At 72.5% G+C, this 26,218-nt stretch carries 19 protein-coding genes and 1 riboswitch; of the genes, 14 read left to right on the top strand and 5 right to left on the bottom strand.

The features are described 5' to 3' along the window. Positions 1-7: 7 nt before the first annotated feature. Entirely contained in the window at positions 8-2,983 is a 2,976-nt protein-coding gene (pglZ, locus tag ACIQ7D_RS11970; RefSeq protein WP_403936410.1) for a BREX-2 system phosphatase PglZ, read from the top strand. Between the two features lie 57 nt (positions 2,984-3,040). Here the strand turns inward: pglZ and ACIQ7D_RS11965 are convergent, their stop codons facing one another. After that, entirely contained in the window at positions 3,041-4,075 is a 1,035-nt protein-coding gene (locus tag ACIQ7D_RS11965; protein WP_403936408.1) for an HPP family protein, read from the bottom strand. An 8-nt stretch (positions 4,076-4,083) separates the two neighbouring features. Further along, complete coding sequence (locus tag ACIQ7D_RS11960) at positions 4,084-5,892, bottom strand: DUF262 domain-containing protein (RefSeq protein WP_403936406.1); 1,809 nt, start codon at positions 5,890-5,892, stop codon at positions 4,084-4,086. A 144-nt stretch (positions 5,893-6,036) separates the two neighbouring features. On the opposite strand from ACIQ7D_RS11960, the gene brxD reads away from it, so the two are divergent. Together brxD and ACIQ7D_RS11950 are read left to right on the top strand one after the other, a co-directional pair. Next, entirely contained in the window at positions 6,037-7,374 is a 1,338-nt protein-coding gene (brxD, locus tag ACIQ7D_RS11955; RefSeq protein ID WP_403936404.1) for a BREX system ATP-binding protein BrxD, read from the top strand. 56 nt (positions 7,375-7,430) lie between these two features. Beyond that, the gene (locus ACIQ7D_RS11950) at positions 7,431-9,521 is read left to right on the top strand and encodes a DEAD/DEAH box helicase (RefSeq protein WP_403936970.1); all 2,091 of its coding nucleotides are present in this window, start codon (positions 7,431-7,433) and stop codon (positions 9,519-9,521) included. Positions 9,522-9,626: 105 nt separating this feature from the next. On the opposite strand, the gene ACIQ7D_RS11945 is transcribed toward ACIQ7D_RS11950, so the two are convergent. Beyond that, the gene (locus ACIQ7D_RS11945; protein ID WP_403936402.1) at positions 9,627-10,082 is read right to left on the bottom strand and encodes a phosphotransferase family protein; all 456 of its coding nucleotides are present in this window, start codon (positions 10,080-10,082) and stop codon (positions 9,627-9,629) included. Between the two features lie 314 nt (positions 10,083-10,396). Between ACIQ7D_RS11945 and ACIQ7D_RS11940 the strand changes: the two genes are divergently transcribed. Further along, positions 10,397-11,884, top strand: a complete 1,488-nt coding sequence (locus ACIQ7D_RS11940) for a S1 family peptidase (protein WP_403936400.1) — start codon at positions 10,397-10,399, stop codon at positions 11,882-11,884. A gap of 70 nt (positions 11,885-11,954) precedes the next feature. Here ACIQ7D_RS11940 and ACIQ7D_RS11935 read toward each other — a convergent pair whose 3' ends face one another. Continuing rightward, positions 11,955-13,697 (bottom strand): IclR family transcriptional regulator C-terminal domain-containing protein, encoded by a 1,743-nt coding sequence (locus tag ACIQ7D_RS11935; RefSeq protein WP_403936398.1) that lies wholly within the window; start codon positions 13,695-13,697, stop codon positions 11,955-11,957. Positions 13,698-13,814: 117 nt separating this feature from the next. Here ACIQ7D_RS11935 and ACIQ7D_RS11930 point away from each other — a divergent pair, with 117 nt between their 5' ends. The 3 genes from ACIQ7D_RS11930 (at position 13,815) to ACIQ7D_RS11920 (ending at position 16,766) form a co-directional block, all read left to right on the top strand. Continuing rightward, complete coding sequence (locus ACIQ7D_RS11930) at positions 13,815-13,985, top strand: hypothetical protein (protein ID WP_403936397.1); 171 nt, start codon at positions 13,815-13,817, stop codon at positions 13,983-13,985. Positions 13,986-14,206: 221 nt separating this feature from the next. After that, positions 14,207-15,460, top strand: a complete 1,254-nt coding sequence (locus ACIQ7D_RS11925) for a sensor histidine kinase (RefSeq protein WP_403936396.1) — start codon at positions 14,207-14,209, stop codon at positions 15,458-15,460. Beyond that, complete coding sequence (locus tag ACIQ7D_RS11920) at positions 15,453-16,766, top strand: hypothetical protein (RefSeq protein WP_403936395.1); 1,314 nt, start codon at positions 15,453-15,455, stop codon at positions 16,764-16,766. Before ACIQ7D_RS11925 ends, ACIQ7D_RS11920 begins: the two co-directional genes overlap by 8 nt. On the opposite strand, the gene ACIQ7D_RS11915 is transcribed toward ACIQ7D_RS11920, so the two are convergent. Beyond that, positions 16,733-17,401 (bottom strand): DNA-binding response regulator, encoded by a 669-nt coding sequence (locus tag ACIQ7D_RS11915; RefSeq protein ID WP_403936393.1) that lies wholly within the window; start codon positions 17,399-17,401, stop codon positions 16,733-16,735. The two genes, ACIQ7D_RS11920 and ACIQ7D_RS11915, sit on opposite strands and share 34 nt — an antisense overlap. Positions 17,402-17,478: 77 nt before the next feature. After that, positions 17,479-17,661: riboswitch (cobalamin riboswitch) on the top strand. Between the two features lie 67 nt (positions 17,662-17,728). On the opposite strand from ACIQ7D_RS11915, the gene ACIQ7D_RS11910 reads away from it, so the two are divergent. The 7 genes from ACIQ7D_RS11910 (at position 17,729) to ACIQ7D_RS11880 (ending at position 26,217) form a co-directional block, all read left to right on the top strand. After that, positions 17,729-18,814: an ABC transporter substrate-binding protein gene (locus ACIQ7D_RS11910; protein WP_403936391.1), complete on the top strand. Its 1,086-nt coding sequence runs from the start codon at positions 17,729-17,731 to the stop codon at positions 18,812-18,814. Between the two features lie 98 nt (positions 18,815-18,912). After that, entirely contained in the window at positions 18,913-19,935 is a 1,023-nt protein-coding gene (locus ACIQ7D_RS11905; protein ID WP_403936968.1) for a FecCD family ABC transporter permease, read from the top strand. Next, entirely contained in the window at positions 19,932-20,759 is an 828-nt protein-coding gene (locus tag ACIQ7D_RS11900; RefSeq protein ID WP_403936390.1) for an ABC transporter ATP-binding protein, read from the top strand. Before ACIQ7D_RS11905 ends, ACIQ7D_RS11900 begins: the two co-directional genes overlap by 4 nt. A gap of 77 nt (positions 20,760-20,836) precedes the next feature. Continuing rightward, a complete protein-coding gene (locus ACIQ7D_RS11895; protein ID WP_403936388.1) occupies positions 20,837-21,412 on the top strand; it encodes a GNAT family N-acetyltransferase in 576 nt (191 codons plus the stop codon). A 107-nt stretch (positions 21,413-21,519) separates the two neighbouring features. Further along, positions 21,520-23,088 carry an ABC transporter substrate-binding protein gene (locus tag ACIQ7D_RS11890; protein WP_403936386.1) on the top strand — a complete coding sequence of 523 codons (1,569 nt, stop codon included), beginning with the start codon at positions 21,520-21,522 and terminating at the stop codon, positions 23,086-23,088. 13 nt (positions 23,089-23,101) lie between these two features. Beyond that, positions 23,102-24,925, top strand: coding sequence for an ABC transporter permease subunit (locus tag ACIQ7D_RS11885; protein ID WP_403936384.1), 1,824 nt, complete (start codon positions 23,102-23,104; stop codon positions 24,923-24,925). Further along, a complete protein-coding gene (locus ACIQ7D_RS11880; RefSeq protein ID WP_403936382.1) occupies positions 24,925-26,217 on the top strand; it encodes an MDR family MFS transporter in 1,293 nt (430 codons plus the stop codon). The genes ACIQ7D_RS11885 and ACIQ7D_RS11880 overlap by 1 nt, the downstream gene beginning before the upstream one ends. Position 26,218: the final 1 nt, after the last annotated feature.

The raw sequence follows: 26,218 nt of genomic DNA, 5'->3' as shown, positions 1-26,218 counted from the left end.
GGGTGCGGTGAGTACGGCGACCACGGAGGGAACGACGGGGAGCGGCGGACCGGCGGCCGTCACGAGCGCGGTGCCGCTCAAGGCCGCGACCGTCACCCAGTACCTGGCCTCGCAGCCCGGCCTCCCCCCGGGCCGGCGCCGGGTCGTACTGCTGCGCGCCGCACCCACCTGGGACGGTCCTGCCGAGCTGACCTGGGGTGAGCAACGGCGGGCGGTGGTCGCCGTGGCGCCCTCGCCACTGGCGGTGTACGAGCTTGCTCTCGCGCACCAGGCGGGTGGCGGGCCCGGCGCTGCGACCGCCGCGTCCCCGGGGGCCGAGGTCCTTGTGGTGCTCACCGACCGCGAGGAGGCCGAGCTGGGTCCCGACCTCCTGTCCAAGGTGCACAAGCAGCGGGTCAACGCGGTCAGTACCTGGGATGTCATCCGGGACGCTTTCGGCGCGATCGACACCGACCGTCGGCTGAACGGCGAGAACTGGGCCGCCGAAGCACTGTTGGACGCCGCACCGGGCCGCTGGCCGCGGCTCGCCGGCGGCATCCTGACCAGGAACCACGCCCTGACCGCGCTGACACTGCGCCGACTCGGCATCGGGCGGTACGACCCGGACCGTGACCTGGAGACGTCCGGCGTCGCCGGGGCGTCCGCCACGCCGGTGGGCGGAGACGCGCCGCTCGACGTACACGCCCTGCTGCGCTGGTCCATGGCGCCCGGCGGCCCCGCCCGCTTTCTGGCGCTGCGCGAACCCGAGCGCGACGGGCTCGCCCAGTTCCTCGGCGAGACGGAGCAGGCCGGTCCCGCCGGGAAGGCGCTGCTCGCCCTGGTGGGCGCCGAACACGGCTCCGACGCCGTCGCCTTCGGCCTGGTCTGCGCGGCGCTGTGGCAGCACACCGACGCAACGAACGACGCGGAGGACCACCGCGCCAGAGGGCGGGCCGAACGCTGGTTCGGGGATGAGCCGCCCGCACGCGGAGAAGCCCTGGACAACCTGGTGGCGGCTTTCGGACGGGCCTGCGAGGAGTTCGTCTCCGGCCTGCTGAACACCGGCCGGGCCGAGCTGGACGAAGCCTCGGCGACCGCACGCAGGCTGAGCGGCGCCGCACTTGACCGCGCCGCCTCCCTGGCCCGGCAGTTCGGCGCGGAGCGCGCCGTCCGGGAGAGCCCGGTCCTGGCGGAGGGGCTGGAAGCCCGGTTCGCGGCCGTCGGTCACGCACTGCTGGGCGGCGAACCGGAGCCGACCGCGCGGGCCGTGAAGGACCTCGGCAAGCACTGGCTCGCCCCGGAACCCGATGTCCGCCCCCGGATCGAACGGGCCAGGATGGCGCAGCGGCTCAGCCAGTGGCTGGCGGCGGAGCCGGCCGCCGAGTGCGCGCATGTCGCGGACGGCATCCGCCGGCATGTGGCCGACACCGGCTGGGTGGACCTGGCTCTGGAGCACATCGAGGCGGGCGGTGACCCCGACCCGGTACTGCGGTCGGCCTACGACACCGTGTGCGCCTCGGCGCGGGCCTTCCGCAGGGAGATCGACCGGCACTTCGCCCGGACACTGGCCACCTGGACGGCGAACGGCGGGGCCCCGGGGGCGATGCTCACCGTGGAGAGCTTCCTCCCCGACATCGTCGCCCCGGTGGTGAAGGCCGGGGAACGGCGCGTGCTGCTCCTCGTCCTCGACGGGATGAGCGCCGCGATCGCCGCGGAACTGGGCGAGGAACTGCGCGAGCACTGGGTCGAGTACGACCCGCTGCCCAGGGCGAAGGACACCCCCCGGCGCCGGGCGATGGCGGCGGCGCTGCCGACGGTGACCGCGGTGTCGCGCACCTCGCTGTTCGCCGCGCGGCTGCGGACGGGGACGCAGGCCGACGAGAAGAAGGTGTTCCCCGCCCACCGCTTCTGGGGCGGGCAGGACGTGGCCGTCTTCCACAAGGACGACCTGCGCGGCGAGAGCGCCGGCGCGCCCTTCGGCCCCGCACTGCTCGACGCGCTGGTCGGGGACCGTACGCATGTCGCGGTCGTGCTCAACACCATCGACGACCGGCTCTCCAAGGAGCAGAAGCTCGGGGACGGCACCTGGCGGCTCTCCCACATAGGGCAGTTGCGGGAGTTGCTGCGCTACGCCGCCACGCAGGGCCGGGCCGTGATTCTCACCAGCGACCACGGCCATGTCGTCGACCGCTACGGGGTGCGGGTCGAGGCCGACGCCGCCGGTGTGCGATCGGCGCGGCACCGGGTGCCGGGGGGGCCTTCCGAGGGCCCGTCGGCCGAGGCGGAGATCGAGCTGTCGGGTCCTCGCGTTCTCTCCCCCGAGCCTGGTGGCCGGATCGTCGCTCTCTGGGACACCGATGCGCGCTACACGTCCCAGAAGGCGGGCTACCACGGGGGCGCGTCCCTGGCCGAGGTCACCATCCCTGTGATGGCGTTCCTCCCGTTCGGAGTCGAGAAGCCGCCGAGCGGCTGGCGTGAGCTGGGCAGCCAGCAGCCGTCCTGGTGGTCGCTCACCGCACGCGCCGCCGAACAGCGGCATCCGCGGCCGGCGACGCCCTCCCCGGCGCCGAAGAAGCCGACCAGGCGAGTAAGGGAAGAAGCGGAACTCGCCAGGCGCCACGACTCGCTCTTCGACGTGGCGCTGGTCCCCTCGGAGAAGGACGGCGCGCTGCTCTCGGCCGAGCTGGTCCCGCCGGACGACTCCCTGGTCACCGCGGTGCTGTCGTCCGAGGTCTTCGGGGCCCAGGTGCAGCTCCTCGCCCGCAAGCCGGACCTGGCCAGGGTCGAAAAGGCCGTACGCGCGCTGCTGGACGCGGGGGGCACGCTGCCGGTGACCGCGCTGGCCCAGCGCATCGGCCTGGGTGTCACCCGGGCCGACGGCTTCGCGGCCGTACTGAGGCAGCTGCTCAACCACGACAGCGTGCAGGTCCTTCAGACGCTGCCGGACGGCCGGACGCTGCGGCTGGACACGGGGTTGCTGCGGGACCAGTTCGAGCTGAGGTGAGGGCGCGGTGACGGCGGGGCCGAGGCGCTCGGCCGGAGGCCGCCGTCACCGCTCGGGTCAGCTGAGCTGCCGGAGCAGCCCGACGAACTGCCGCAGATCGTCGCTCAGACTCGGGGACAGCGGCTCGGGGTCGAAGTGCGCGATCTTGTTGCGGATCTGCTGCACCCTGCCGAGCTGCTGCACGAACTGGCTCCGGCTCACCCACGACCAGCCCAGGGAACGCCAGTTCTCGTCAGCCAGGGTACCGAGCGCCGGATTCTGCTGGTCGCCCTTGAGCAGCTTGACGTAGCCCCCGAACATCATGTCCGTGATCAGACCGGACTTCTTTCCCGGGCCGGTCTTCTGCACCGCGAGGATGGCATCCGAACCGATCTTCGCGCCCAGGCATTTGCGGAGCCGGAACTCGATCTCCCCCACGACGAAGAAGGGCCATGCCGTCGCGGAGAACCGCTCGGTGATGTCGGCGGTCGTCACGATTCCGGTGAAACGTCCGTCGTTGCCCCTGATCACCAGATACCCGTGCTCGCTGATCATGGGCAGCAGGGAGAAGAAATCCTGGTGGGCCTCGGCGACCGGCGGGTCGTCCACCATCGCGTTCAGCAGAACCTTCTCGACGGAGGTTCCGTACATCCGGGTCGCCGACTGCCAGGTGACGACCCCGGGCAGCGTGTAGGGGTCGTCCAGTACGGGGAGTTGCGAGTAGTTCATGGCCTGCATGAGGTGGATGGCGTCGGCCAGCAGATGACGCGAGGTGACGGACGCGATGCCTTGGGTGGCCGCCGGTATGTCGCCGATCCTGACGGCATGCTGCGGCAGGGACCCCGTCGACAGTCCGTCGTCGTCCTCCCCGCTTCCGTTCTCGGGCTCCGCCTCGGGGACGGTTTCCTGCGCCACGACGTGCACATCGGCGTGTCTGCCGCAGTTGGCGAAGTGCGGAACCGTCGCGAGACCGACGTTGTCCAGCGCCTGGTTGATGAGGAGAATGGACGAGTTGTCGCGCACGCGGGTGCTGAAGACCGTCAGGAATTCGGTGACCGGGATCTTCCGGCCCTTGAGCGCGAGGATCTGCTCCTCGGAGGGCAGCGTCGTCATGACCGTACTCACCAGCCCGCCGTGTCACGGAAGACGGTGCGCTTGCCCATGGCGGACATCACCAGTTCCAGGAGTTGCTTCGCGCGGTTCTCGTAGAACTTCTCGAAGTCGGCCTCGTGGAGTGTGGCCGGATCGATGAGATGAGTGGCCACGACATCGTCGAACCACTCGGCGCGCATACCCGACTCCAGTACGAGGGACTGGAGATACACGGCGGGGGATCCCGTCATGCCCCGGCCGGCCCGGAACGACAGCGGGGTCTTGTTGACGATCGAATTCGCGCGGGTGGCGTAGGCGTAGTAGTTCTTGGCCACCCACGCCTTGGAGAAGACCTGCCGGACATCCACGTTGTGCTCGACGAGCCGACCCGCGTTGAGCGGCGCGTCGGAGTAGTACCAGTCCACCGCACCTTGCTTGACGAGGAGCGCGTAGATCCCCTTGTAGGCGGCGCTGTTGCGGGTCGTCAGGGAGTTCAGCCGGTCCTCCAGGAACGCAGCCTCGCTGACCGTGTCGGGAACGACCCCTTCCACGCCGCGGATCCAGCCGATCAACTGTTCCACGTCACGGGTGAACCGGCTCTCCGTCGAGCCGCCGTACATCTCGCCCAGCACACCGCACCAGTACCACTGGGTGATCCGCTCGTCGCTGCCCGGATGCTCCGTATCCTGGCCGAGGACGGCCCGTACGGCGGCCAGCGGCACCAGCTGTGTCTGGTACGGCAGATCGGCGGAGCGGATGATGCACTGGCGTTCCAGGAAGGCACCCACCCACTGGAACGCCTCCGCCAACCGCGGCGCCAGCCGCACGAATTCGGAGAGCGGCAGATTCAGCAGATCCCGGCGCTTGCAGGAGACCGAGGCGCGGGGGTTGGCCTGCTTGCGCTCCCAGGTGTGCACCAGGGCGACAGCCTGGAGGAAGTCGCTGCTGCTCAGACCGTCCTCAAGGCCGGCTTCGGGCCGGCCGAAAACGGGATGGGTCGACGTCAGGCCCTTCTTGATCTCCTCCCACTGGACGGGGAGCCGGTAGTAGTCGCCGTGCTCGGCGAAATGAGGCTGATTGCCCGCGTAGGTGGCCGTGAGCAGCTCGAAGACGTTGAGCGCCACGCCTCCGGTGTTGACCCGTTCGAACACGGCACACACGGCGTCGAGCGTGGTCGACGCCGCAAGCTTGATCATCGGCACCTGGAACGCGTTCATGTGGTTGAGCACACGCTCGACGAACTGGCCCCACACTCCCCAGTTCGCCGGGTCGGCGGACACGAACTTCTGCTGCCAGGCGTTTACCCGCTGCGTGTCGAACACGAGATGCAGGGGAAAGTAGCCCGCGGCGCACTCCCCGTCGACCGTGCTCAGGTCGAGGACCACCTTCCGCGCGAAGTCCGACTTGAGGATGCGGTCCTCGGGCACGGACACCACAGCATCGTCGCGATCGGCGGGATCCCCGATCGCCTTGGCGATGTCGATGTAGTACCAGCGGCGCAGGGGTTTGTTCCGGGCATCGACCGTCTCGACCGGGAAGTCGCGGTGGAGCGCCTGGAACAGCGAGGTCAGCCGCTGCTGTCCGTCCAGGAGCAGTAGATCGGGTGCGGTGCCGTCCGCGGATTCCGCGCCCTTGAGCGTCCGGGCCTTGAACTGGGACGTGCCACCGGTCTGGAGCGCCATCACCACACCGAGCGGATAGTCGAGCGTGACCGTCGCCACGAGCGCCCTGATCCGTTCGTCGTCCCACTTCCAGTTGCGCTGGAAATCCGGAAGCTGAAGTACTCCTGACGAGACATCCTTGAGGACATCGCTGAGCTTGAGACTGTCGAGCGCCACGCTGTGTCTTCCCCCGCTTTTGAGCTGCTGAGTACCCGGACGGTGTAACCCGCGATTGCACCAAAGTAACCGTCCGTACGTCAACCTTCCGGCAGAGTGACCGGGGCCTCCTGCGCAACTCGTACGTAATGCGAGACTGACGCGGTGAGCACAGACAGCCCCGACCGCACCGGCCCCGTCAGCGCCGCCCGGCGTCGTGACGTCATCGACGCCCTTCGACGGGGCGCCGTTCCCGAGAGCGGTCTTGACCTCCTCGCGACCGGACTGGACCGGTTCGAGGCGGCGCTCGACGCGGAACTCGACGCTGTCTCGTCGGGTGCCTCGGTCTTCAAGGCCGTACGCGGTGAGTACGGATCCGGCAAGACGTTCTTCACCCGGTGGCTGGGCGAGCGTGCCAAGCGGCGCAACTTCGCCGTCGCCGAGATCCAGATCTCCGAGACCGAGACACCGCTGCACAAACTGGAGACCGTCTACCGCCGCCTCACCGAGCGGCTGGCCACCCCCGGCTTCCCACCGAGCGCACTGCGCCCCGTCGTGGACGCCTGGTTCTACGCCCTGGAGGAGGACGCGCTCGCCGAGGGCGCGTCCGAGGAAGAGCTGCCGGGCGAGGTCGAGCGGCTGATGACAGCCAGGCTCACGGAGGTGTCCCGGCACGCGCCGTCGTTCGCCACCGCGCTGCGCGGGTACCGTACGGCACTCACCGCGGGCGACGAGCCGACCGCCGCCGCGGTCATGGCCTGGCTGGGCGGACAGCCGCATGTCGCCGCCGCGGCACGCAGAGCCGCCGGAGTGCGGGGCGACCTCGATCACTTCGGTGCCCTCGGCTTCGTACAGGGGCTGCTCACCGTGCTGCGCGACTCCGGGCACGCGGGACTCCTCGTCGTACTGGACGAAGTGGAGACACTTCAGCGCGTACGCTCCGACGCGCGCGACAAGGCGCTGAACGCGCTGCGCCAGCTCATCGACGAGGTGCACTCCGGGCGCTTTCCCGGACTCTACCTGCTGATCACCGGGACGCCGGCGTTCTACGAGGGCCAGCAGGGCGTGCAGCGGCTGGCCCCGCTGGCCCAGCGCCTGTCCACCGACTTCACCACCGACCCGCGCTTCGACAACCCGCGTGCCGTCCAACTGCGGTTGCCAGGTTTCACCCTGGACTCGTTGACGGGCCTCGGGCTCACCATCCGTGACCTGTACGCGGCGGGAGCCCAGGACTCCGTGCGGGTCAGGAAGGCCGCGGACGACGCCTATGTCGCCGAGCTGGCCAAGGCGGTCGGCGGAGCACTCGGCGGCAGGGTCGGCGTGGCTCCCCGGCTGTTCCTCAAAAAGCTTGTCAGCGATGTCCTCGACCGTATCGACCAGTTCGACGACTTCGACCCGCGTCAGCACTACGCCCTGACCGTGAACACGACGGAGCTGAACGAGGTCGAACGGAACGCGGCCGCGGCCCCCAGCGCGGACGACGTCGAACTGGAGCTTCCGTGAGCGAGGCTCCCGAGTCACCCGCTGACACGGACCCACTGGACAGGCTGCACCCGGGGATGGTCCACCACATCGTCAACACCCTCGGCTGGCCAGGACTCCGGCCACTCCAGGAAGAGGCCATCACCCCTCTGATGGACGGCTCCGACGCCGTACTGCTGGCCCCGACCGCCGGAGGCAAGACCGAGGCCGCCGCCTTCCCGCTGCTGTCCCGCATGGCACAGGAAAGCTGGACCGGCACCTCCGTGCTCTACGTCTGTCCGCTCAAGGCGCTGCTGAACAACCTGCTGCCCCGGCTGGAGACGTACACCTCCTGGCTGGGACGTACCGCCGCGCTCTGGCACGGCGATGTCCCAGGGACCCGTCGCAAGCGCATCCTGCGCGAGCGGCCGGACGTGCTGCTGACCACCCCAGAATCGCTGGAAGCGATGCTGGTCAGCGCGAACGTCGATCACCGGGGCTTCTTCTCCGGGCTGCGCACCATCGTCGTCGACGAGGTGCACGCCTTCGCCGGGGACGACCGGGGTTGGCATCTGCTGGCCGTACTGGAGCGGCTGGAGCGCGTGGCCGGCCGACCGGTCCAGCGGGTCGGGCTCTCCGCGACGGTGGGGAATCCGGCGGAGCTACTGAGCTGGCTGCAAGGGTCGGGGGCAGGCACGCGACCGGCGCGGGTCGTTGCCCCGCACCTGAGGGAGGAGGCACCGGCCGCGCCGCCGCCCGGGGATGTCCAACTGGACTACGTGGGATCACTGGCCAACGCGGCGACGGTGATCGCGGCCCTGCACCGGGGCGAGAAGCGGCTGGTGTTCTGCGAGTCACGGCGAGAGGTCGAGCAGCTCGGCGAAACCCTGAGAGCGAAAGGCGTGACGACCTTCCTGTCCCACGCGTCGCTCTCCGTGGACGAGCGGCGCCGCGCGGAGGAGGCTTTCGCGGAGGCCCGGGACTGTGTGATCGTCTCGACCAGCACACTCGAACTCGGCATCGACGTCGGGGACCTGGACCGGGTCGTCCAGATCGGCGCACCGGGCAGTGTGGCCTCGTTCCTGCAACGCCTCGGGCGTACGGGGCGACGCCCGGGAGCGCTGCGGAACTGTCTCTTCCTCGCGGTCGACGAGTCCGGTCTGCTGTCGGCGGCGGCCCTTCTCCTGCTCTGGTCCCGAGGCTGGGTGGAGCCGGTCGTCCCGCCCCCGGAGCCCCGGCACATCGTCGCTCAGCAGGTGCTGGCACTCTGCCTCCAGGAGCACCGGGTCGGCGACCGGCTCTGGCAGGACTGGTGGGGTGGCCTCGGCCCGTTCGGTCCCGCCGCCGAGCCGATCGTGCGGCACCTCGTCGACGAGGGGTATCTGAACCGGGACGGCGGGATGATGTTCATCGGGCCCGAGGCCGAACGCCGCTTCGGCCACCGGCACTTCATGGATCTCACCGCGGTTTTCACCGCGGCGCCGGAGTTCACCGTGCTCTCGGGCCGCACCGAGATCGGTACGACGGATCCGGCACTGCTCACGGAAGAGGTGCCCGGACCACGGCGGTTGCTGCTCGCCGGGCGGAGCTGGCAGGTGACCTACATCGACTGGTCGCGGCGGCGCTGCTTCGTCGAGCCGGTGGACGGAGGCGGCAAGGCCCGATGGGGAGGCGTCGGGCTGTCCCGGACCGCTTCCCGTGCGCTCACCCGCGCGGCGCGGGAGGTGCTGCTCGGCGAGACGCCACCCGTCACCCTCACGCGGCGCGCCGGCAGCGCCCTCGGCCAGGTGCGGGAAAGAGCCGCTGAGCTGGTTCACCCGGATGCGACCGTCCTCCTCAGAGGTGGTCGCGACACGAACGTGCGGTGGTGGACCTGGGCTGGATACAAGGCCAATGCCACGCTGGCAGCTACGCTCAGTTCAGTTGCCGACCCCTTGCAGCGTCCCACGGACACGTACATCCGGCTCCGCGAAGATCTGACGCTCCAGGAGTGGAAAAAGGCAAAGGATCAGGGCGCGGAGCAACTGTGCCTTCCCATGGTGGATCCCCGAGCACTGACCGGACTGAAGTTCAGTGCGGCTCTTCCCACGCGTCTGGCCGAGGCCACACTTGCCGCCCGCGTGGCAGACCTCGAAGGGGCTGCGGCAGTGGTGCGTGAACGCGTGAGGTTCACACAGCACGGGACGTGACCACTGGCTGTTCCCTTCTCCGAATCGGTTCAGTTCCGATACCCGAGAGAGGGCCCTTCTCCTCGGCCGCCATCGGGTCCCGGGGCGCATTCGGCTCAGTACCCCCTATGCCGGCTCCTCCTGCCAGGCCGCAGTGGTCCGAAAGCGTTCCTCCCACAGCCGGACACCCGGACCGTCCGGCTCCCACCGGTGGCAGAACTTTTGGAACCAGGCGCACCGCGCCAGATCCTCCACCGGGTCGCCCCGGTGGGCGAACTCCCAGTCGACCACGGCCGTGACCTGGTGGGTGGACGGGTTCAGCAGGAGGTTGTGCGGGCCGAAATCGCCGTGGACCAGCACGGTGCCGGTGTCTGCGTCGGGAGTGGTGCGCAGGAAGTCCGCGGGTACGGCATGGATGCGGCGCAGTGTCTCCCCGCACGCCCGCAGGACGGCGTCCGCGCGCCCCGCGTCCATCAGTTCGTGGCCGGGCACACCGGGGACGAAGCCGAGTGTGAGGGTATGCCCGCGCGTCCGGAGCGGTGGAGGGACCGGCACACGGCCCCGTAACGCGGTCAGCGACATCCGCTCGCGCGCGAGCCGGTGGGTGGAATCGGGGCCCTCGAAAGTTTTCTCGACGGTCGTTCCGTCACCCAGGGGTGCGATGGGTATAGCCGTATTTGAGGGGACGCATCCGCTGATCGTAGCCAGGCGAATTGGCGTTCTTCACAGGGTTTTGCCCGGGAGATCCGGGTGGGGGACTGCGTCGTATCGGAGGGGGTGAACTCGGTTGCGGGGAAGTTGTGCTGAACGCGTTTCGGGTCGCCTCCGTATACAGGGCCGAGCGTTCTTCGTCTGCTGCCGGCGAGCGGACTCCGTCCCCCACAGGAGGTCTTGAGTTGAGCCACAAACGCATACCCAAGCGGAAGATCGTATTCGCCGGGGGTGGCGCTGTAGCCGTTGCGGCGGCCGCGATTCTGCTGCCGAACGCCAATGCCTCACAGGGCGGCGAGCCGGAGCCGACGCCCAAGAAGGTGACCGCGGCAGCCGCCGGGGATCTCGCCTCTCAGATCGCCGCCCAGTTGGGCGATGCCTTCGCCGGGTCGTACTACGACTCCGCGAAGCAGCAGATCGTCATCAACGTCGTCGGTGACAACAACAAGGTCGAGCTCCAGGTCAAGCAGGCCGGAGCCGTCGTCAGAAACGTCAAGAACAGCACCGCCCAGCTCAAGGCCGCCTCGCAGACACTGAAGGCGCAGGCCACCATCCCCGGCACCGCCTGGTCCGTCGACCCCAGGACGAACCAGATCCAGGTCACCGCCGACCGCACCGTGACCGGTGCCGAGTGGAACCAGATCGAGTCGACCGTCACGTCGCTCGGCTCCGACGTGGCCCGCATCAAGCGGAGCGCCGGGGAGTTCAAGCCCCTGGCCGCGGGCGGTGACGCCATCTTCGGTGGCGGCGCGCGCTGCTCGCTGGGCTTCAACGTCGTGACGGCGGACGGCGCCCCCGGCTTCCTCACGGCCGGGCACTGCGGTGTCGCCGCCGCGGAGTGGGCGGACGCCCAGGACGGGCAGCCGATCGCCACCATCCAGGACGCGACCTTCGCGGGCGGCGGCGACTTCGCCCTCGCCGCGTACGACGACCCGGCGACCGAGGCTCTCAGCACGGTCGACACGGGTGACGGCCAGATCGTGGAGATCGCCGCCGCCGCGGAGGCGGCCGTGGGCCAGGAAGTCATCCGGATGGGCAGCACCACCGGGCTGGCCGACGGTTCGGTCACCGGTCTCGACGCCACCGTCAACTACGGCAACGGTGACATCGTCAACGGCCTCATCCAGACCGATGTCTGTGCCGAGCCGGGCGACAGCGGTGGTCCGCTGTTCACCGCGGACGGCGGCGCCATCGGTCTGACCTCCGGCGGCAGCGGTGACTGTACCGTCGGCGGCGAGACCTTCTTCCAGCCGGTGACGACCGCGCTGGAGGCCGTCGGCGCCCAGATCGGGGACGGGGGCGCCGGCGACGGTGCCGCTGATGCCGGTGCGGGTGACGGCGCGGCCGATGCGGGCGCCGGCGACGGTGCCGCCGATGCCGGTGCGGGTGACGGCGCTGCTGACGCGGGTGCTGCCAACGCGGGTGCGGGTGATGGCGGTGTCGCCGACGCGGGTGCTGCCAACGCGGGTGCCGGCGATGGTGCCGCTGATGCCGGTGCGGGTGATGGTGTCGCTGATGCCGGTGCTGCCAACGCGGGTGCTGGTGATGGTGCCGGTGACGCGGGTGCCGGTGATGGTGCCGGTGATGTCGGTAACGGCAATGGCAACGGCGACCAAGGCAATGGAAACAACAACAACGGAAACAACAACAACGGCAACCGCAACGGTCACTGACCCTGCGTCGCCCTCTCGGAAGGACCCCCCGGTCAGGCACCCCGCCGACCGGCGGGGTCCTTCCGGCGTCTCACACCGTCGGTACGCGGGTGAACCGGCCCACCACAACCAGGTCCGCCTCCACCCGCGCCGCCGTCGCGCGCAGCTCCGGCAGGACCTCCGCGAGGCACGCCCCGACATCGCGGCGGCTCGTGTGCATGGCGACGTTCACGGCCGCCACGACCGCGCCCGTACCGTCCACGACCGGCACCGCGATCGAGCGCAGCCCCTCCTCCAGCTCCTCGTCCACCAGGGCGTACCCCGCACGGCGTACGCCGTCCAGCAGCGCGGCCAGTTCGGTAGGGCGGGTGACCGTGTGCCGGGTCAGCGCCCTCGGTTCGGCGCGCGCGAGCCGGGCGATGAGTTCGTCGTACGAGAGAGCGTCCAACAGTCCGGCCAGCAGGACCCGGCCCATGGACGTCGCGTACGCGGGAAAGCGGGTGCCGGTGGTGATGTTGACGTTCATGATGCGCCGCGTGGCCACCCGGGCCGTGTACTGGACGTCGTCGCCCACCAGCACCGCCAGGGACGCCGAGTCCTGTACCCGCCCCGCGAGCGCGGCGAGATGGGGTGCGGCGATCTGGGGGAGTGTCGTACGGGACAGGGCGGCGAAGCCGAGCGACAGCACCCGCGGGGTGAGCCGGAACGTCCGGTCCGGCGCGGCGGTGACGTAACCCAGATGTTCCAGGGTGATCAGGGCGCGCCGGGCGGTGGCCCTGGCCAGGCCGGTGGCCTCGGCGACCGCGCTGAGCGTCAGCGCGTGCCCGCCCTCACCGAACGCGGTCGGTACGGTCAGTCCGCGGGCCAGGGACTCGATGAACTCCCGCCCCAGTTCCTGCTTGGACGCGCCGGTCCACGCGGCCAGCGCGGAACGCCCCGACCCGGGCAGCCGCCCGGCGGCGGGTTCCCCGGCGGGGCGGGCCAGTTCGCGTTCCATCCGGGCCACGGCCGCCCGTAGCCGGGGCAGCAGGGTCTCCCGGAGCGAGGCGGCGCTGTGCCTGCTGGTGTGGCTGACCACGCTCGCGACACAGACCGGCTGTCCCGCCCGGGTCTCCGACGGGGTGTGGAGCGGTACGGAGAGGGCGATCAGCCCCGGTTCGACGAGCTGGTCGTCCAGCGCCCAGCCGTCCTCCCTGGCCCGCGCCGCCAGCTCCTCGAAGCGCCGGGCGTGCCCCGTCCGGCCGCCGTACGCCGCCCCGTCGTCCCGGGGCGGTACGGCGGGGAAGCCCAGGTCCTCGGGGTCGGCGGCCCGGCGGGCCCGCCACCGTGCCCACTCCTCCCCGGTCCATCCGGCGGCGATCAGCGGCCCGGGCGCGGTGCGTTCGGCCGGCAGCAGATCGCCGATGCGGAACGTCAGCGACATGGCGCGACGCCGTGTGCTCTGGTGGACGAAGCGGATGCCGTCGCCGTCGGGGACGGCCAGGGACACCGACTCGTCCAGCTCGTCCGCGAGCCGTTCGGCGAGGGGGCCGAGCCGTCCCGGCAGCCGTGACGCGGACAGATAGGCGTTGCCCAGCTCCATGAGGCGCGGGGCGAGCACGGCGTCATGCCCGGTCAGCCGTACGTATCCCATGCGGGCCAGCGTCGCGACGACCCGGTCGAGCGTGGCGCGGGCCAGACCCGTGGTGCGGACCAGGGTGCCGATGCTCGCGCGGCCGTCGGCGTCGCTGAGCGCGCGCAGCACCAGGATGCCGCGCATCAGCGGTTTCACGGCCTCTGCGGGCACCTCGCCGGCGGGCGGAAACGGGGAGGGCGGAAAGGGGGCGGGCGGCATGGTGCGGGTCTCCGGTCTCCCGGGCCCCGGCTTCGGGCCGTGCTGGGACGGGGCGTTGACATGGGTCCCCGGTGAACGCAGACTCAGTGGGCCCAGGTGGACGATAGTTCACCAGCGGTGACGGGCGCCTTCGAGACCTGCCTCCAGCTCGCACAGCTCGACCGCATCGTGTCCTCGCCGCACGCCGCCGCACTGGCCGGGAACTACGCGGGGCTTCCCCTGGCCGGCCCCCCGACCGGCCCGGTGGAAGCCCCTGCGAGCGCCCCCGTGGCGGATTCCTCCGTATGAGTGAACCAGCCCCGTACGGGCATCTGAGGGTAATCCCGCACGTACCCCTGCCCACCCCCATGAGGCAGGGGTGCGTGCGGCCACACTGACCGCTCCCCCCTGAGAACGGTCGAAACGTCAGGACCCTGACCGGAGAAACGGTATCGCCGGACCCCTCCGGCGTGTGACGGTCAATCGACCGACAATCGGCACGGGAAATGTGACGGGTGAGACGCCGAGTGGTGCAAGAGGCGAATGAGACGCACAAGACGCATGAGACGAAACCCGGCCCCTCGAAACCCGGCCCGGCCGAACGGGAATTCGTCGCCTTCGCGTTCCGGTACGCCCACCGGATCAGGGTCGTCGTGGTCTGCTCCGGGGCCCTGCTCGCCGTACCGGCCATGCCCGTCGGCGCCGTGCCCGCCGCCTCCGCAGTCTCCGCCGGGGTCATCGTCTGGAGCGTGCTGCACTACCGGCTCGCCCGGGCCGGCCGTCACCCCCGCCGGACCCTCGTCGCCGACCTCGGGGTGCTGACCGCGCTCTGTCTCACCCAGGCGCTGACCATTCCCGCCTCCCAGACCCGGTACGGCAGTACCTGGGTGCTGGTCGTCGTCAGCATCGTCGCCGTCGCCTACCAGCTCACCCACCCGGCGCGGCTCGCGCTGCCGCTGGCCGGCCTGCTCGCCGCCGTCGATCTGGCCGGCGCGGTGCTCGACCGTCCCGACGGCTGGACGTACGCGCTGCCCAATGTGGGGTGGCTCTTCGTCCAGACCCTGCTCTGCCAGGGCATGTACCGGCTCGTGCTGCGCGGCAGCAGGGCCGCCGACGCGGCGGGCGCGCGGGCCGCCGAGGCCCGGCGGCGGCACGATGTGGCCCAGGCGCAGCGGTCGGCCGAGCGGGAACATCTCGCCACCCTGCACGACACGGCGTGCGCCACCCTGCTGATGGTCTCGGCGCACGGCGCCTCCCTCAGCCCGGACGTGGTCCGCACCCAGGCGGCCAAGGACCTGCGCAGGCTGGCGGCGGAGCGCGCGCCCGCGGGGACGGACAAGACCGATGAGCCCCATGAGATGCGTGAAGCGTACGAGGCGTACGAGGCGGGCGGCCTGGCCGACCTGACGCGGGAGCTGCTCGCGGAGCTCGACGGCCACCCGCTCTCCGTACACATCGCGTTCGACCGTGCGCCCGGCTCCCTGGGCCCGGTCCCGCGCGCCGCCGCCGTCGCGCTGCGCGGCTCCCTGGGGGAGGCCCTGCGCAATGTGGACCGGCACGCGGGCGTCGGTGTCGCGACGGTGACGGCGGTCCGGGACGGGGACACCGTCACCGTCGTCGTCCGCGACGAGGGCACCGGCTTCGACCGGGCGCGCGTACCGGCGCACCGCCGGGGACTGACCCGTTCGATCGTCGAGCGGATGGAGTCGGCGGGCGGCCGGGCCACGATCGCCTCCCGCCCCGGCGAGGGCACGACCGTACGGCTGGAGTGGCCCCGTGTCTGACGCGCGGTCACCTGCCCCTGCCGGCAAGGAGGCGGACGGCGTCGGCGCCGATCCGCTGACCGACCGGATCGCCCGGGACATGCGCGCCGGGCTGCGGGTGGCCGGGCTGTTCATCCTCACCGCCGTGCACCTCGGGCTCGCCCTGCCCGCCCTGCTCGCCAGCCTGCGCGGCTACGACCAGCCCTGGGTCCAGCTCTTCGCGTTCACCCTGCTGACCCTTCTGATCATGGTGGACGCGCTGCTCGGCGCCGATGGGCGCGGCCGGCCGCGCCCGTGGGTGGTGCTCGGTCTGACCTGCACCGTCGTGGCGTCGACCGTCGCCACCAGCCGGCTGCCCGTGGAGGACTTCATCGGCACCCCGCACTGGACGTTCCTGGAGATCGGCTGGTTCGGGGTGCTGCTGCTCTTCGACGCCGGGCTGGGGCCGACGCTGGTCTTCATCGGCGGCCATCTCGCCGTGACGCTCGGTCAGTTGCTGCTCGCCGGGGTGCCGACCCGTGAGGCCGCCTCCGGGATGGCCGTCAGCGCCCTGGCCATCTGCACCTTCCAGGTGGCCGCCGCGATGCTCGCCCGGTCGCTCGGGGAGTGCGCCGCCGCCGCGAGCGCCACAGGGCGCGAACAGGAGCGCGTCCGTACGGAGGCCGCCGTCGCCGCCCAGGTCCACGCCGACCAGCGGGCCCGCTACGCCGAACTCGGCCGCTCCGTCCTGCCGTTGCTGACCGGGCTCGCGGACGGTGCGCTCGACCCGGGGGACGGGGCGGTACGGCGCCGCTCCGCCGTCGAGGCCGCGCGGCTGCGGCGGCTCTTCGCGGAGCGCGACCACGCGCACGATCCGCTGCTCCACGAACTACGGGCCGGTATCGACGTCGCCGAACGCCAGGGCGTCGACGTACAGCTCGCCGTACGCGGGGCCTCGGCCCCGGTGGACCGGCGGCTGCGCCGCGCGCTCACCGAGCCGGTGCTCGCCGCGCTGGCGACCGCCGAGCACAGCGCCCGCGCCACGGTGGTGCGCAGCGGCGGCCTGGTGCGGGTGAGCGTGGTGACGGACGGCCCGGCGACGGCGCTGACGGAGATCCCGGACGCGGCCGAGCAGGGGGTGCGGGTGCGTACCGTACGCAGCGAGGGGCGGCTGCTGGTCGAGGCGTCCTGCGTCCTCGACACCGCTGCCGACGGAGCCGCTGCGAGCGACGGCGCCGCTCCGGGCGGCAGGGTCGCTTCGGCCGGCGCCGGCGGCGCCGACGACGTGGTCGCCGCCGTCCCCGGCGCCCGGGGTCACAGCTCGTCCAGCGATGTCAGCCCGTCCTGAATGGCCCGCGCGACCAGATTGGCCTTGGTCGTCGCGGGCCGGCCCGCGTTGGCGTACTTGATCCTGACCCGCTCCAGATAGGTGTTCACCGTACGGACCGAGAGCCCCAGGCTCGCCCCGACCATCGCCTTGGACTCCGACTGGAACCACTCCAGCAGCACCTCCACCTCACGCGGGGTGAGCGCGGGCCGCCCCTTGCGCGCGTCGCTGCCGAACGCCCCGGCCAGCGCGGGCGGGGTGTACGGGCGGCAGTCGGCCGCCGCCAGGGTCGCCGCCATGAGGTGCCGTTCGCCCTCCGCCTTGGTGAGGTAGGTGAACGCGCCCAGATCCAGACAGGTCAGCGCGGTCTCCTGGCTGTCCTGCATGGTGTAGACGATCACCTGCCGCTCCCGCGCGACGAGTTGCCGCAGCTCGGGGTAGGCGGGCAGCCCTGCCGACCTGCCCGGGCCGAGCTGGAGGTCCAGCACCACGACGTCCGCGTCCCGCCCTGGCCCGCTCGTCGCCACCGACAGATCGGGGCCCTTGGCGGTCACCGCGATCGGCCGCTCCGATGCCGCGTACCAGGACTCGATGCCCGCGAGGACCACGGGATGGTCGTCGATCAGGGCGACCTTCACGGGCGCGGTTTCGGCCATGCCCCATTGTCCGCCGCGCGGGCCGCCACCGGGCGGAAAGCGCCGGAAAGTGCCGCAGGGGGGCGGGAAAACGCCTGTGATAGCTTGCCGAGGCCAGTCGAACCCATGTACGTGGGTCAGGGAATCCGGTGCGAATCCGGAGCTGACGCGCAGCGGTGAGGGCGACGGGCGGGGCATCGGCCACTGGACGGCAGTCCGGGAAGGCGCTCCCGTCCGGATGACCCCGAGTCCGAAGACCTGCTGGCGGCCTCCGTCCGCGTCCCGTGGCGGGGGAGCACCGTACGACCGGGCTCCGCGCATGGGCCCTCGACGCAGAGGAACGACTCCGTGCCGATCGCACGCCTTGCCCGCCGTACCACTCTTCTCCTCGCGGCCGGCGCCCTGTTGCTGACCGGCTGCGGCGGACAGGGGACGACCACCACCCGGGACAGCGCCTCCGGGGCCGGATCGGGTTCCGGGGCGGAGGCCAGGTCCGGGGCCGCCGGTTATCCCCGTACCGTCACCAACTGCGGTCAGAAGGTACGGATCGACGCGCCGCCCGAGCGGGCCGTCTCGCTCAACCAGGGCACCACGGAGATCATGCTCTCCCTCGGCCTCGGTGACCGGATGGCCGGCACCGCCACCTGGACGGACCCGCTGCCCAAGGGGCTGGAGAAGGAGAATGCCGAGGTCGAGCGGCTGGCCGACAACAATCCGTCCTTCGAGAAGGTCCTCGACACCGAGCCCGACTTCGTCGCCTCCTCCTTCGAATCCACCCTGGGCAAGGGCGGTGTGGCCACGCGCGCGCAGTTCGGGAAGCTGGGCGTGCCGACCTATGTCTCCCCGTCCGACTGCGCCAAGGACAACTCCGGCGACACCGACGGATCGCGCGCGACGCCGCTGACGATGGAGGACATCTACGGCGAGATCCGCGATCTGGCCAGGGTGTTCGACGTCGAGGAGCGGGGCGCCACGCTCGTCCGGAGCCTGAAGGAACGGATGAACAAGGCGGTCGCCGGGATCGACACCAAGAAGGCGGCGGAGACCACCTTCCTCTACTGGTTCGCCAACTCCGAGGCCCCCTACATGGGCGGCTGCTGCGGGGCGCCCGGCATCATCACGCGGACCGTCGGTGCCAAGAACGTCTTCGACTCCACCCATGACGAGTGGCCCCAGATCAACTGGGAGACGGTCGCCGACCGGAACCCGGACTTCCTGGTGATCGGGGATCTCTCCCGCAGGTCGGAGACGGCCGAGACGGCGGCCAAGAAGATCGAGTTCCTGGAGACCAACCCGGCCACCAGGAACATGGACGCGGTGAAGCACCGGCGGTACGTCCGGCTCAGCGGCCAGGCGATGAACCCGAGCATCCGTACGGTGGAGGGCGTCGAGCGGGTGGCGGCGGCGCTGCGCGCGTACGCGCCCGCCGCGTGAAAACCACGGAACGGGCGTCGGGGACGCCCGCCGCGCCGCACGCGTCCCCGGACCCGTCCGCACCGTCCGCCCCGGCCCAGGACGGCCGGTTCCACCGGATCCGGACGGCGGCCTGGCTCCGCCCGGCAGGCTGGGCCTGTGCCCTCGCCGCGCTCGCGCTCTCCGTCGCCGTGGCGATCACCATCGGGCCCGCGGACATCCGGGTGGGCGACGTCTGGTCGGTCGTCGCCGCGCATCTGGGCCGGGGCGAGTCGCCCCTCACCCCGATCCGTGACGGCATCGTCTGGAACCTGCGGCTGCCGCGCACCCTGCTCGCCGCGGTGTGCGGCGCCGGGCTCGCGGTGTGTGGCGCGATCATGCAGTCCCTGCTGCGCAACCCGCTCGCCGACCCCTTCGTCCTCGGTGTCTCCTCGGGGGCGTCCACCGGCGCGGTCCTGGTGGTGGTGCTCGGGGCCGGGGGAGGGGCGCTGTCCATCTCTGGCGGGGCGTTCCTCGGCGCGCTGTGCTCGTTCGCGATGGTGCTGGCGCTCAGTCACACACTGGGCGGGACGACGGACCGGGTGGTGCTCTCCGGGGTCGCCGCGATGCAGCTCTTCTCCGCGCTCACCTCCTTCGTCGTGATGACCGCCGCCGACGCGGAGACCACCCGCGGGGTGCTGTTCTGGCTGCTCGGCTCGCTCGGCGGCGCCGGCTGGACCGATGTCCAGGTCTGCGGCGCGGTCCTCGTGGTGGCGCTGGTGGTGTGCGGCGGGTACGCGCGCACGCTCGACGCGTTCGTCTTCGGGCAGGACGCCGCGGGCCACCTCGGTGTCTCCGTCGCCCGTACGCGCCTGGTCCTGCTCTGCGCCACCGCGCTGCTGACGGCCGCGCTGGTCTCCTCGGCGGGCGCCATCGGCTTCGTCGGGCTCGTCCTGCCGCACGCGGCCCGCGCCCTGGTCGGCCCGGGGCACAGCCGGCTGCTGCCGGTCACCGCGGTGACCGGGGCGGTCTTCCTGGTGTGGGTCGACACCCTGGCCCGTACGGTGCTCGACCCGCAGGAGGTGCCGGTGGGCGTGGTGACCTCGCTCATCGGGGTACCGGCGTTCGTGCTGGTCCTCCACCGCACCCGGAGGACCCGATGACCGGTCCTCCACCGCACCCGGAGGACGCGATGACGAGTACGGTCGCGCCTGGCCTGAGCGCCGAGCGGGTCTCCCGTACCGCCGGGGGCCGCCTCGTCCTCGACGGGGTCTCCGTGGCGCCCGCGCCCGGCGCCACGGTGGGGCTGCTGGGCCCGAACGGCTCGGGCAAGTCCACCCTGCTGCGGCTGCTCTCCGGGGTCCTCGCCCCCACCTCGGGCGTGGTCACCCTCGACGGCAGGACGCTCGGCGAGGTGGGCCGCAGGGCGGTCGCGCGCCGGGTCGCCGTGGTCGAGCAGCAGACCGACACCCAGGTCGAGCTGAGCGTGCGCGAGGTCGTACGCCTCGGCCGTGTCCCGCACCGCCGCGCCTGGTCGGCGCCGTCCGCCGAGGACGAGGCCGCCGTACGGACGGCGCTGGACCGCACCGCGCTGACGGACCGCGCCGACCAGTCCTGGCACACCCTGTCGGGCGGCGAGCGCCAGCGCGTCCAGATCGCCCGCGCCCTCGCCCAGGACCCCCGCGAACTCCTTCTGGACGAGCCGACCAACCACCTCGACATCCAGCACCAACTGGAGCTGCTGAACCTGGTCGCCACGCTCCCGGTCACCACCGTCATCGCCCTGCACGACCTGAACCTCGCCGCCATGTACTGCGACGAGGTCGTGGTCCTGCGCGAGGGGCGCGCGGTGGCGGGCGGCGCCCCGGGCGAGGTCATCACCGAGGACCTGATCGCGGACGTCTACGGCGTACGGGCGGCGGTCACCCCGGACGCCGCCGGGGGCCGCCCCCATGTGCGGTTCCTGGGCACGGTGCCCCGGGACTGAGGCCCCCGTGCCCGGGTGAACTGAGGCCCCCGTGCCCGGGTGACAGGCCCGAAAGGCTTACTGCATATGATGCGCAAGTGCCGAACTACCGCATTCGAACAGCGACCCGCGAGGACGCCGACGCCGCCCGCGTCGTGATGCTCGACACCGTTTACCACGACTTCCGTTCGGGGTATGTGCCGCGCTGGCACGGCGACATCATCGACATCGAGGCCGCCTATCTCGTCCCCGCGCGCCACACGCTGCTGGTCGCCGTGGAAGAAGGCGGAAGTGAGAGGGGCGGCGGTGCGCGGACGGTCGTCGCCACCGCGGCCCTCGACTCCCGGGGCCCGGCACATCCCCCCAACCCCCGCTGGCTCGCGGAGCGCTACCCCTCCGGGGAGACCGCCCAGCTCCGCCGGGTGTACGTACACCCCGCCCACCGCCGCCGGGGGCTCGCCCGCGCGCTCGTGCGCGAGCTGCTGGACTTCGCCGCGGCCGACGGCGGCTACTCCTCGGTCTATCTGCACACCGACCCGGCGGTCACCGGCGCCGAGCCGTTCTGGCGGTCGCTCGGCAAAGTGGTGTGCGACGAGCGGGAGGGCGCGGAGGGGGCCACCGGCGTCCCCGGTGGCACGGGGAGCGTCGTCCACTTCGAAGTCCCCATGGTCTGATGCGAAGCCCCATGGTGGCCTGGTGAAAACGATTGTCATGTAATCTTTCGTTCGCCCTTGTCCGAGAGATCCGCACAAGGCCGCCCACCGCGTAGAGAACGAGGACCATGCGCCCTGCCCACCGCCGCCGCCCGGCCGCCGGTCTGCTGCTCGCACCCCTGCTCGCCCCGCTGCTCACCGGCTGCTTCGCCGCCGGGGGCGGCTCCTCCGGCGCGCCGGGCTCCGGCTCGCCCGAGGGCGCGCGGCTGCGGATCGCGCTGGCCTTCCCGCCGTCGGAGAATTTCTCCCCCTACGGCGCCGACGCCACCCTCCTCAGCCGGCTCGGCGTCACCGAGGGGCTGACCCGGCTGGACGGCAACGGGGCCGCCGCGCCCGCCCTCGCCGAGTCCTGGCGCCGCGAGAACGGCCGCAATTGGCTCTTCACCCTGCGTGACGCCACCTTCCAGGACGGGGCGCCCGTCACCGCCGACGCGGTCGCCGCCGCCCTCACCCATGCCACCGAGGCCACCCCCGTCCCCACCGCGCTCACCGGCGTGCGGCTCACCGCGCGGGCGTCCGGCGACCGTACGGTCCGCGTCACGACCGCGACCGCCGACCCCGTACTGCCGCTGCGGCTGGCCGGACCGAGCCTGGCCGTCCTCTCCCCGAAGGCGTACGGGACGACGAAGGCGGAGGCGGCCGGGAAGAAGGCGGCGGCCGGGAAGCCGGCCGCCCCCGACCCGGTCGGCCACGCCACCGGCCCGTTCATGATCACCAAGGTCAACGGCTCCGCCTCCGCCACCCTCGACCGCTACGACGACTACTGGGGCGGCCGGGCCCAGGCGTCCGGCATCGACGCCAAGTTCATCGCCGACGGCACCGCACGCGCCAACGCCCTGCGCACCGGCGAGGAGGACATCGCCGAGGCCGTACCGGTCTCCCAGGCCGCCTCCCTGCCCAAGGGCGTCGCACGCGAAGTGCCCACCGCCCGCACCACCAGCCTCTTCCTCAACACCCGCTCCGGTGTCTTCGCCGACCCGAAGATACGGGCCGCCGCCCGCCGGGCCGTCGACACCTCCGTCCTCGCCAAGAACGTCTACGAGGGGTACGCCGACCCCGGCCAGGGCGTCTTCGGCCCCGCCCTGAACTGGGCGCAGGGTCTGCGCCACAAGCCCGTCGGACGCGCGGAGCCGGCCACCGCCGCACAGGTCAAGGGCGCCACCGTCACCCTCGCCACCTACGACAACCGGCCCGAGCTGCCCGAGGTCGCCCAGGTACTCCAGCAGCAGTTGGAGAAGGCCGGCTTCACCGTCAAGCTGACCGTACGGGAGTCCTCGCGGATCGAGAGCGACGCGCTGGCCGGGAAGTTCGACGCGTTCGTCGGCGCGCGCAACACCATGCTCGACACCGGCGACCCGGTCTCCGTCCTCGCCTCCGACTACACCTGCGAGGGCACCTACAACCTGGCGCTGCTCTGCGACAAGGCCGTCGACCGCGCCGTCACCGCCGCCGACGCCGTCGCGGACCCGGAGGAGCGGCGCCGCGCCGTGCTGGCCGCGGAGGCGCGGATCCTCGGTACGGACGCGGTCGTGCCCCTGGTCCACCAGCGCAATGTCCTCGGCGTCGCCACCTCCGTACGGGGCGTGCTGCTCGACCCGTACGAGCGCGCCGTCGTCGCCCCCGGCACCCGGCGCTGAGCGGACGGCCCGCATGAACCACCCCCCGGCCGGACGCGCCCCCCTCACCACGCCCCCCGGCCTCACCCTCCTGTGGCGCGCCGTTCTCGCGGGCGCCCTGCTCTGCGCCATCGGCCTGCTGCCCTGGCTCTCGCGCACCGATCCCGCGCTGACCGTGCTCAAGGCGCGCTCCGCGGAGCGCGACCCCACCCCCGAAGCCCTCGACGCCGTACGCGACCAGCTCGGCCTCGGCGCCGGACCCGGCCATCTCCTCGGCCAGTGGCTCGGCGGGCTGGCGCGCGGGGACGCGGGCGAGTCCTGGATCTCCGGATCCGCCGTCCTGCCCTCCGTCGGCCAGGCGATGGGCGTCTCCCTCCTGTTGATGGCCACCGCGATGACGGTCGCCCTCATCACCGCGGGGGCCGTCTGCGCCCGTACGCTCCGGCGCGGTGCGCGGCGCTCCCCCGGCGCACCGCGCGCCGGGGGAGCGGCCGCGATGCTCGCCGCGCTGCCCGAGTTCCTGACGGCGTCCGTCCTGGCCACCGTCGTCGGCGTACAGCTCGGCTGGCTCCCCGCGCTCGGCTGGTACGGACCCCCGTGGCTGGTGCTGCCCGCGCTCGCCCTCGGCCTGCCCGCCGGCGCGCTGCTCGGCCGGATCCTGGACGACGCGCTGCCCGGCGCCTTCGCCGAACCATGGGCGCTCGCCGCGGCGGCGCGCGGCATCCCCGGCCACCGGATCGCCCGGCAGGCGCTGCGCCGCTGCCTCCCCGGACTCCTGCCCAACCTGGGCCTGTTCGTCGTCGGCCTCACCGGCGGCTCGGTCGCGGTGGAGCAGATCTTCGACATCCCGGGCCTCGGCCGGCTCACCCTCGAAGCCGCGATCGCCCAGGACCTGCCCGTGCTCCAGGCGGGCACCCTCGCCCTGCTCCTGCTCGCCGCCGTGGCGGGCGGCCTCGCGCGCGGCACGGCGCACCTCATGCTGGGCCCCGCGCTGCGGGACGGCGCGCTCCAGGCCCCGCACCGGCCCGCGCCCCCGGCGGGCCGCGCCCTGCCCCTGGTGTACGGCGCGCTGCTGCTCGGCGTCATCGGGGCCGGGCTCACCCGTGACCCGCTGGCGCTGGACCCGGCGGCCCGGCTCCAGGCGCCGTCCTGGGCGCATCCGTTCGGCACGGACGCCCTCGGCCGCGACCTCCTGGCCAGGATCGGACACGGCGCGCTCACCACCCTCGCCCTCGCGCTGGCGGTCAGCGCCGCGGCCCTCCTCCTGGGCGTGCTGCTCGGGCTCGTACCGAAGGTGTCGGGGCCGGCCGTCGACACCGTCAACGCCGTGCCGCCGGTCCTCGCCGGGCTCCTGGTCGCCGGGGTCGCGGGCGGCGGCCCGGCCACCCCGGCGCTCGCGGTGGCCGCGGTCGCCTGGGCGCCGCTGGCCGCGCACGCCTCCGCGCTGCTCGTCCAGGAACGCGCCACCACCCACCTGGCCGCCACCCGTGCGCTCGGCGCCGGCCCGCTCCATCTGCTCCGCCGCGAGCTGCTGCCCGCCGTCGTACCGCCGGTGGCCCGGCACGCGCTGGTCCGGCTGCCCGCCGTGGCGCTCGCCCTGGCCTCCCTGGGCTTCCTCGGGCTGGGTGCGCAGCCGCCGTCCCCCGAGTGGGGGCTGCTGCTCGCCGAGAACCTGCCGTACGCGGAGCGCGCGCCCTGGGCGGTGTTCGCACCGGCCGCCGTACTGGCCCTGCTGGGCGCGCTCGCGGTGTCGGCGGCCGGCGGCATACGGGGCCGCCGCCGCGCGGCAGGGACGACCGGGGCGGCCGGGGCCGCCAGGACCGACGCGTTCGTGATCGCCGCCCCGAAGGAGGCCTGATGGACGAGGCGGAGACAGCGGCCACAGCGCGGGCGCGCCCCCGGTCAGGAGACACCGGGTCCCGACGCGGCACCCGGTTCCGGTCCGCCATCGGCGAATGGGGCGGACTCGGCCCGCTCCTGCGCCTGCTGATCCTCACGCAGCTCGCCTTCAACGTCGGCTTCTTCGCCGTCCTCCCCTTCCTCTCCGACCACCTCGGCGGAGCCATCGGCATGGCGGGGTGGCTGGTCGGCCTCGTCCTGGGGCTGCGCACCTTCAGCCAGCAGGGGCTGTTCGTCGTCGGCGGCGCGCTGGCCGACCGGTACGGCGTACGGCCCGTGGTACTGGCGGGGTGCGGGCTGCGCATCGCCGGATTCACCTGGCTCGGCCTCGCCGAGCGGTCCTGGTCCGTCATCGCCGCCGTCCTGCTCATCGGCTTCGCCGCCGCCCTCTTCTCGCCCGCCGTCGAGTCCGAAGTGGCCCGCCAGGCCGTGGTCCGGGAGGAGGAGGGCGGCGGCCCCCGTACCGGCGTACTGGCGCTGTTCACCATGGCCGGACAGGCGGGCGCCTTCGTCGGACCGCTGCTCGGCGCCCTGCTGCTCGCGGTGGACTTCCGTACGGTCTGCCTCGCCGGATCCGCGATCTTCCTGCTCGTCCTGGCGGGCCACTGGAAGCTGCTGCCGCAGCACATACCCGGCCGCACCCCCACCCGGGGCCCCGGCGCCATACGCGGCCTGCTCGGCAACCGGCGCTTCCTCGCGCTCTGCCTGGCGTACGGGACGTATCTCCTCGCGTACAACCAGCTCTACCTGGCCGTCCCGGCCGAGGTGGAGCGCGCCGCGGGCTCCCAGGCGCCGCTGGCCTGGCTCTTCGCGCTCTCCTCGCTGCTCGTCGTCACCGCACAGCTCCCCGTCACCCGCTGGGCCGCCGGCCGGCTCGACCCGCGCCGCTCCATGACGGCGGGCCTGGTCCTGCTGTCGGCCGGCTTCGCCGTCGTGGCGGTGGCCCGCCCCGCCGCCCTGACCGGCACCGCGGGACTGGCCCCGGTCGCGGGCTTCGTCGCCCTGCTCACCCTCGGCCAGATGCTGATAGCCCCGGCCGCCCGCGCCTGGGTCCCCGACCTCGCCGCCCCCGGCCGGCTCGGCCTCTACGTCGGCGCGCTCTCCTCCGTCTCCGGCCTGACCGTCCTCATCGGCAGCGCGGCCACCGGCTCCCTCCTCGACGCGGACCTGCCGGCGGCGGTCCCGTGGCTGGCCCTCGCGGCGATCCCGCTGGCGGCGACGGCGCTGCTGCCGCGCGCCGGTAAGCCGTAGC

This window comes from Streptomyces sp. NPDC096310, from assembly GCF_044763125.1.
Lineage (GTDB): Bacteria > Actinomycetota > Actinomycetes > Streptomycetales > Streptomycetaceae > Streptomyces.
Note: the sequence above shows the minus strand (reverse complement) of the source record. Positions and strands in the feature narration are given on the sequence as shown.

Bases quoted from the DNA above. Each gene is read 5' to 3' on its own strand.
- ACIQ7D_RS11965 (WP_403936408.1), bottom strand. From the start codon at position 4,075: ATGACGACGCTGCCCTCCGAGGAGCAGATCCTCGCGCTCAAGGGCCGG.
- ACIQ7D_RS11950 (WP_403936970.1), top strand. From the start codon at position 7,431: ATGGTCCACCACATCGTCAACACCCTCGGCTGGCCAGGACTCCGGCCA.
- ACIQ7D_RS11945 (WP_403936402.1), bottom strand. From the start codon at position 10,082: ATGTCGCTGACCGCGTTACGGGGCCGTGTGCCGGTCCCTCCACCGCTC.
- ACIQ7D_RS11935 (WP_403936398.1), bottom strand. From the start codon at position 13,697: ATGCCGCCCGCCCCCTTTCCGCCCTCCCCGTTTCCGCCCGCCGGCGAG.
- ACIQ7D_RS11915 (WP_403936393.1), bottom strand. From the start codon at position 17,401: ATGGCCGAAACCGCGCCCGTGAAGGTCGCCCTGATCGACGACCATCCC.
- ACIQ7D_RS11900 (WP_403936390.1), top strand. From the start codon at position 19,932: ATGACCGGTCCTCCACCGCACCCGGAGGACGCGATGACGAGTACGGTC.
- ACIQ7D_RS11890 (WP_403936386.1), top strand. From the start codon at position 21,520: ATGCGCCCTGCCCACCGCCGCCGCCCGGCCGCCGGTCTGCTGCTCGCA.
- ACIQ7D_RS11885 (WP_403936384.1), top strand. From the start codon at position 23,102: ATGAACCACCCCCCGGCCGGACGCGCCCCCCTCACCACGCCCCCCGGC.
- ACIQ7D_RS11880 (WP_403936382.1), top strand. From the start codon at position 24,925: ATGGACGAGGCGGAGACAGCGGCCACAGCGCGGGCGCGCCCCCGGTCA.